At 64.8% G+C, this 6,416-nt stretch carries 6 protein-coding genes and 2 pseudogenes; 1 reads left to right on the forward strand and 7 read right to left on the reverse strand.

Going from position 1 to position 6,416, the window contains the following annotated elements; translation table 11 throughout:
• Positions 1-45: 45 nt before the first annotated feature.
• The 7 genes and pseudogenes from LY625_RS07225 to bla all read right to left on the reverse strand — a co-directional run.
• Positions 46-951, reverse strand: a complete 906-nt coding sequence (locus LY625_RS07225) for a recombination-associated protein RdgC (protein ID WP_233739057.1) — start codon at positions 949-951, stop codon at positions 46-48.
• 115 nt (positions 952-1,066) lie between these two features.
• Positions 1,067-1,921: a tRNA 2-thiocytidine(32) synthetase TtcA gene (gene ttcA, locus LY625_RS07230; RefSeq protein WP_233739059.1), complete on the reverse strand. Its 855-nt coding sequence runs from the start codon at positions 1,919-1,921 to the stop codon at positions 1,067-1,069.
• Positions 1,922-1,934: 13 nt separating this feature from the next.
• Positions 1,935-2,816, reverse strand: a complete 882-nt coding sequence (yghU, locus tag LY625_RS07235; RefSeq protein ID WP_233739061.1) for a glutathione-dependent disulfide-bond oxidoreductase — start codon at positions 2,814-2,816, stop codon at positions 1,935-1,937.
• Between the two features lie 211 nt (positions 2,817-3,027).
• Positions 3,028-3,537, reverse strand: coding sequence for a GFA family protein (locus tag LY625_RS13380; protein WP_255703363.1), 510 nt, complete (start codon positions 3,535-3,537; stop codon positions 3,028-3,030).
• Between the two features lie 45 nt (positions 3,538-3,582).
• Positions 3,583-3,768, reverse strand: coding sequence for a CrcB family protein (locus LY625_RS07245; RefSeq protein WP_233739065.1), 186 nt, complete (start codon positions 3,766-3,768; stop codon positions 3,583-3,585).
• 111 nt (positions 3,769-3,879) lie between these two features.
• Positions 3,880-4,164 (reverse strand): hypothetical protein, encoded by a 285-nt coding sequence (locus LY625_RS07250; RefSeq protein WP_233739067.1) that lies wholly within the window; start codon positions 4,162-4,164, stop codon positions 3,880-3,882.
• A 64-nt stretch (positions 4,165-4,228) separates the two neighbouring features.
• A pseudogene (bla, locus tag LY625_RS07255) lies at positions 4,229-4,933 on the reverse strand (subclass B1 metallo-beta-lactamase); the annotation flags it as partial.
• Between the two features lie 162 nt (positions 4,934-5,095).
• Here bla and LY625_RS07260 point away from each other — a divergent pair.
• A pseudogene (locus LY625_RS07260) lies at positions 5,096-5,212 on the forward strand (IS3 family transposase); the annotation flags it as partial.
• Positions 5,213-6,416: the final 1,204 nt, after the last annotated feature.

Here is a 6,416-nt window from a genome sequence, read left to right on the forward strand (position 1 = left end):
GGGATGACGGATCGCGGGGATACCGGGATGGTGCCGGGAGCCGCCTCACCCCTCGGCGCGGCTCAGCTTCATCGCCGACTCCAGCACCGCGAACAGGCGCTTCACCTCGGCGGCCATCAGGATGAAGCGCGCGTCCATCTCCGCGTGCACGTCATCGGCGTCGGTGGATTCCAACTCGTCGACGGCGCCTTCCAGCAGCTTGAACTTGCGCACCACCAGGTCCTCGCCGAGCACGAAGCTGACGTGGTCGTCCAGGCTCAGCGCCAGCCGGGTGACCTGCTTGCCGGACTCCAGGTGGCGGGCGATCTCGTCGCTGTGCAGGTCCATGCGCTGCACCTTGACCACCGCGCCCTGGTCGACCGGATCGCGCAGCTCGCATTCCTCGCCGATCACCAGGCCCTCGGGCATCTCGCCGCCGGCGACCCAGCCGGTCAGCACCGAGCGCGGGGCGATCTCGGCATTCAGCGGCAGCGCCGGGAAGCTGCCCAGGGCGCGGCGCACCTCGCTGACCACCGCCTCGCCGGTCTTGCGGCTGGAGGTGTCGATGGCGATCACGCCATGGCCGGTGTCGACCAGCGCGTCGGTACGCGACGGTTTGACGAACGCGCGCGGCAGCAGCTCGGTGATCAGCTCGTCCTTGAGCCGCTTGCGCGTGCGCCCGCCGGGGCGCTGGCCTTCCTTCTGCTCGATCTCGTCGAGCTTGCGCGACAGCATGTCGTTGACCACCGCGCCCGGCAGCAGCCGGTCCTCGCCGCCCAGGGTCAGCCACAGCGCGTCGCCCTGGCGGGCGGCCAGCGCTTCGGAATCACGGCCATAGGGGGAGACGAAACCGCGGGTGGACAGCTCCAGCGGGCCGACGGGGCGGAGCTGGCATTCGTCCAGTCCGGCGTCGAGGGTGTCGAGCTTGAGCGAGGTGGGGTAGCGGAAGAAGGTCAGGTTGCGGAAGAACATGCAGTAGGGTCCGTATCGGGATGATCGTCATCCCCGCGCACGCCGGGATCCATGGACGTCCGCAGTGGACAGCAACGTCCATGGGTTCCCGCGTGCGCGGGAACGACGGGAAGGGTCAGCCGGGCCTGAGCCCGAGGAAATCAAACAGTTTCGGATCGCTGAGCTGCGAGGGGCGGATGTCGCCGAGCGCCCGGGAAATCGTCTCGATCCGCCCCGGCGTCCCGCGCTCCCAGTCGGCCATCATCCGCTGCACCTGCTTGCGCTGCAGGTTCTCCTGGCTGCCGCACAGGTTGCAGGGGATGATCGGGAAGTCCTTGAGCTGCGCGTAGCGGGCGATGTCGGCCTCGGCGGCGTAGGCCAGCGGGCGGATCACCACGTGGCGGCCGTCATCGGACAGCAGCTTGGGCGGCATGCCCGAGACCTTGGCGTGGAAGAACAGGTTGAGGAAGAAGGTGGCGACCAGGTCGTCGCGGTGGTGGCCCAGCGCGATTTTGGTGATGCCGTTCTCGGCCGCCCAGGTGTACAGCGAGCCGCGGCGCATGCGCGAGCACAGCGAACACATCGTCTTGCCTTCGGGCACCACGCGCGTCACCACCGAATAGGTGTCCTGCTCGATGATGTGGAAGTCCACCCCGATCGAGCGGAGGTATCCGGGCAGCACGTGTTCCGGGAAGCCGGGCTGCTTCTGGTCCAGGTTCACCGCGATGATCGAGAACGACACCGGCGCCTTGCGCTGCAATTGCAGCAGCACGTCCAGCAGGGTGTAGCTGTCCTTGCCGCCGGACAGGCACACCATGACCTTGTCGCCGTCCTCGATCATCCCGTAGTCGGCGATCGCCTGGCCGACCTGGTGGCGCAGGCGCTTGCCCAGGCGCTCCAGTTCGCCGGCGCGCGGCAGCGGGTCGGTGAGTGGCAGGGCCGCGTCGGGTGCGGGCCCGGACGGGTCCAGCAGGGGCAGGTCGGTCTTCATGGGACCGGGGATTCTACCGGTCGCCATCGGCTCCGAGCCGGTCGGCGGTACGGTCCTGGAAGTCGCTGGCCGCGTGGCGCTCATGAAGCTGTTCAGTCAGATCGCCCCAGGTGCGGTTCACCCTGCGCCCGCGCTGCACGGCGGGGCGGGCGAAGATCTCCCCGGCCCAGCGCGCCACGTTGCGGTAGCCACCGGCGTCGAGGAACTCGGCGGCACCCTCGTACACCTCGCCGCGCACGATCTGCCCGAACCACGGCCAGTTGGCGATGTCGGCGATGGTGTACTCATCGCCCGCGACGTAGCGGTGGTCGGCCAGCTGCCGGTCGAGCACGTCGAGCAGGCGCTTGGTTTCCATCGTGTAGCGGTTGATCGGGTATTCGTACTTCTCCGGCGCGTAGGCGAAGAAGTGCCCGAAACCGCCGCCGACGAAGGGCGCGCTGGCCATTTGCCAGAACAGCCAGTTCAGGCACTCGGTGCGGCCGGCGGGGTCGGTCGGCAGGAAAGCGCCGAACTTTTCCGCCAGGTACAGCAGGATCGAGCCGGACTCGAACACCCGCAGCGACGGATCCATGCCCCGGTCGAGCAGGGCCGGGATCTTGGAGTTCGGGTTGACCTCGACGAAGCCGGTGCCGAACTGCTCGCCCTCGCCGATGGTGACCAGCCAGGCGTCGTACTCGGCACCGGCATGGCCGGCTTCCAGCAGCTCCTCCAGCAGGATCGTCGCCTTCATCCCGTTGGGGGTGGCCAGCGAGTACAGCTGCAGCGCGTGCTCACCGACGGGCAGCTCCTTGTCGTGCGTCGCCCCGGCGACGGGTCGGTTGATGCTGGCGAACTTGCCGCCACTGGCGGCCTCCCACTTCCAGACGCGGGGCGGGGTGTAGGTGGGGTCGGTCATGGCGGACTCCATGCGTGGGGGAGTGGCCCATTGTGGGCCAGCAGCGCTTCCACCGTCCGGGCCGGGTAGTGCACCACCATCGGCGTGCCCGGCCGCGGAGGCAGAGCGTCCGCCGCCCTGGGCACCGGCTCCAATCCGCTGTCGCTTCCGTAGATCGGCGCCTTCACCGGCAGCGGCGCAGGCCCCGGAAGCGTTCGAACCGCACGAATCGTCAGCCATCGCCCTGCGGTTGCGTGAACTGCGCAAATACCTGCTCGCCCGTCAACTTGGGCGTGTCATTCGCAAGCTCGTAGTACTCCGGCTTCTCGTCGAAGAAGATCTGATTTGCTACGTCAAAACTCTGCTCATGGAACAGGCCGGCCGGAAGGATGTACTCGTCCGACGGCAACAGGTGATAGAAGAGGTGCGTGCCGCAGGTCGGGCAGAAGCCGCGTTCAGCCCACTCGGAAGAACGGTAAGTGGCCGGGGGTTGCTGTCCCGAGAAGGCAACACCCGGCCCGCAGTGAACGGCAAACATCGGGCCGCCGCTCCACCGTCGGCACGTGGAGCAATGACATACGCCAATTTCTGTGGCAGTGGGGGCTGAAACGGTGATCGAGTTGCACAGGCACGAACCTTCCACAGGCGTCCTCCTTGGACTTGCGGTTACGCAGGACTCGGCATCCTGGCACCCGCCGATGCCGGGCGACAGCGGCCAAAGGACAGGGCAAACGACGGGCATCCTCAATGCAAGGCGCCGAGAGGCGGCGTGGGCTTGGACGAACTGCTAGACCTTAGCGATGGTTGCGAGCCGAAGGCCCAGCCAGACTGCCGCGACGCCTACCGCAACACTGCCGAGAATGTATAGCAGCGCATACCCGAGGTCGCCGCGCCGCAGCAGCGTGACCGCCTCGAGGCCGAATGCCGAGAACGTGGTGAAGCCACCGAGACCCACCCACCAGTACGTGATCATTTGTGCCTGGACCTAACGCCAGAAGTAAGCCGTGCCGGGAAGCGGCTTCGGCACGGAAATCATGGACCCGCGGTTGGCGGGAAGCTCATTACGGAACTGGTAGGCGCCAACCTAGTAGCCCTGCTTCTCCGCGACCAGTGCTCCTCCGACGAAAACCTTGATGTTCTGCGGCCTGGCCCCGGCGAGCCACAAGCGGCGACGCTTCTCCACAGTCACAGTCTGCCCCACCACCGTCCCGGTCCATTTGTCTGTGAGTCCGACACTGAAGTGCGTGAGTGGGTGTAACGGGTGCTGCACCCAGTGAGATTCATCGGGCGTCTCGATCTTCATGCCACCCCAGAACCAGCCACGCGTCAACTTTGCGGGGATGCTTCCGATTGAGAAATCAATATCCATGTGATCTCCATCCTGCGCCTGACGACTGACGACTGGCGGCTTAGGCGCGACGGGGGCGCGTGACTCACCCGCCAGTCGCGCGTACCCCGTGCGCCCGAACGAGCGAGATGGTGTGGTCAAGCAAATCCGGCCCACCGGGGACACCGTGGCCCGGTACGATGATCTCGGCTTCAGGGTACCGCGCCTGGACGCGACGGACCGAAACGGCCCATGCGTCGAGATCGGCGTCCGCCACGTTCCCCGCCGACTGGCGGGACGCCTCGTGGATAGCACAGCCGCCGAACAGCACGCGCGCCCCAGGCACATAGACGACGAGGTTATCCGGGGCGTGACCCGCACCGGGGTAGAACACCTCTACGGGGCCGAGGTCGACGGCATCGCCCGGCGCCGAAAGGTTGTCGAGTGCGCTGGCGGGAACCTCGTTTCCTTCGGCCGCGGCGAGTTGTCGCGTCAATGGCGCGGCGAACGTGGCTACGCCCGCTCCTTCGAGCGCGCCCACCCCTCCTACCCGGTCGTCGTGGAAGTGCGTTGACAGGGCACGGCGGACGGGGAGTCCGATTTCAGTTTCGATCGCGGCCAGCAGCGCAACCGTGCTCTCGGTCCCCCATGCCGTGTCAATGAGCAGCAGCCCGTCACCGTCGCGGACGATAAGGCCGTTGGAGGGGTAGACGGTGCCGCCCACGACCTGCGTTGAAACGTGGACCCACACTCCGTCCCGAATCTGGTGGAGTTGCACCTCACCCATCGGAACCTCGTCTGCGCTGGGGTGCCGGGTGGCGATAGCGGCGACGGGGGCCGGGGCGTCGGTAGACGTGCCGGATCGGACGGGAGCCGTGGCGCACCCGGCGAAGGCAACGAGGAGCAGGGCGAGGCGAACCATAAGGCAGCGTAGTAGTGGGAAAAAGTAGTGGGAGAAAGACCAGACGCCGGCGACGAGCCCAAGGCCGACGTCTTCAACTACATCGAGATGTTCTACAACACCCGCAGGCAGCACGGCCACAACGACGGGCTGGCTCCGGTAGAGCTCGAGAAGCGGCAATCAATTTGAGGCTTCGGGGTGTCTACAGAAGCCGGGGCGATTCAGCTTGCTCTTTGTTGCGAGTTGGAACGCCATGTAGGTAGCAACCAGCGCGAGCAAAATTGAGACGCATAAGATGGCAGGAAGAAGCCACTCCGGTGCGCCCTCAAATGCCCCTACGATACGAGGCCCAGCCAGAGTCCCGGTCAGTGATCCTACGAGAGCGAAAAGGAAGAATGCTAGTGCCCGGCGAGGTGTCAATTTACGGGGATTAGTCATCGTCTCTCCCGAAGCTGCTTGTGAGGCCTAACGCTCAAGTTAAGCCGAATTGCAGCGCGTAGCTGGCCACATGGCAAGCTCTTTCTGCCATGTGGACGGCGTAGCGATGCAATTTCGGCTTGAACGCATTGTTAGGGCGCACTACGGCACACATTCATTGTACCGACAACTGCCTGACCCACTGTTGCAGCTATCAATCGATCCATATATCAGCAGGAGTATCACAAAAGCGAAAGCGATCGATCCTCTAGATCTGTTGGGAGTACTCTGTTTTTCATCCGGAATGGTAAGCAAGGACTTACAGCTGCCGCAGCGGTACTCACCAGTCGTTCGCTGCGCGACCAAGCGATTCATTCGCCCGCAAGACGGACATTCAACTGCCTTTGTCGGATCGCTTGTCATCTGAAGTGCGGCCTAACGCCGCGCCGCGAAGCGGCGTCGGCTTGAATGAATTGTTAGGTGCCACGCCGGTACTCCGGAATGGACACTAAGCGAACGCCCGCCAGCAGACCCACACCTATACATCCGGGAAGTACCCATGCCCAGTCAGTTGGCACTTGGAGCAGTCCGGCCAGGAGCAATGCGAAAGCACCGGCCATGAAAGACCAAGCAGCAAGGTGAAAGCCTTGAAGTGGGCGACTCAAGTCAAGAGGATTGTCGCGCCAGTTTGGGGCCGCCCACTCTTTGTCGGAGCGCAGGACGGACATCAAGACAACTCCGAACAACGAGAAACCGGCTAGTATGAGAGGGAAGTACCACGTTGGCGGAACCGAAAAATCGTCCGGCATCTGGGCTCGGGCGAGCAGCCATGCCGGCGCAGAGAGGACAACTAAAGCGATCCGAACAATCAGCCAAGTAGACGATCTACTTCCCATGGCACCTAACACCTAAGTTAAGCCGAGACGCGTAGTGGAGCGAAGCACATGGCAAGCTGTATCTGCCATGTGCTTTGCGT

This window comes from Lysobacter sp. GX 14042, from assembly GCF_021390425.1.
Taxonomy (GTDB): Bacteria; Pseudomonadota; Gammaproteobacteria; order Xanthomonadales; family Xanthomonadaceae; genus Novilysobacter.

Excerpts from the sequence above, each read along its gene's own strand:
- LY625_RS13380 (WP_255703363.1), bottom strand. The coding sequence starts at position 3,537 with ATGCCCGTCGTTTGCCCTGTCCTTTGGCCGCTGTCGCCCGGCATCGGC.
- LY625_RS07225 (WP_233739057.1), bottom strand. The coding sequence starts at position 951 with ATGTTCTTCCGCAACCTGACCTTCTTCCGCTACCCCACCTCGCTCAAG.
- ttcA (WP_233739059.1), bottom strand. The coding sequence starts at position 1,921 with ATGAAGACCGACCTGCCCCTGCTGGACCCGTCCGGGCCCGCACCCGAC.
- LY625_RS07250 (WP_233739067.1), bottom strand. The coding sequence starts at position 4,164 with ATGGATATTGATTTCTCAATCGGAAGCATCCCCGCAAAGTTGACGCGT.
- LY625_RS07245 (WP_233739065.1), bottom strand. The coding sequence starts at position 3,768 with ATGATCACGTACTGGTGGGTGGGTCTCGGTGGCTTCACCACGTTCTCG.
- yghU (WP_233739061.1), bottom strand. The coding sequence starts at position 2,816 with ATGACCGACCCCACCTACACCCCGCCCCGCGTCTGGAAGTGGGAGGCC.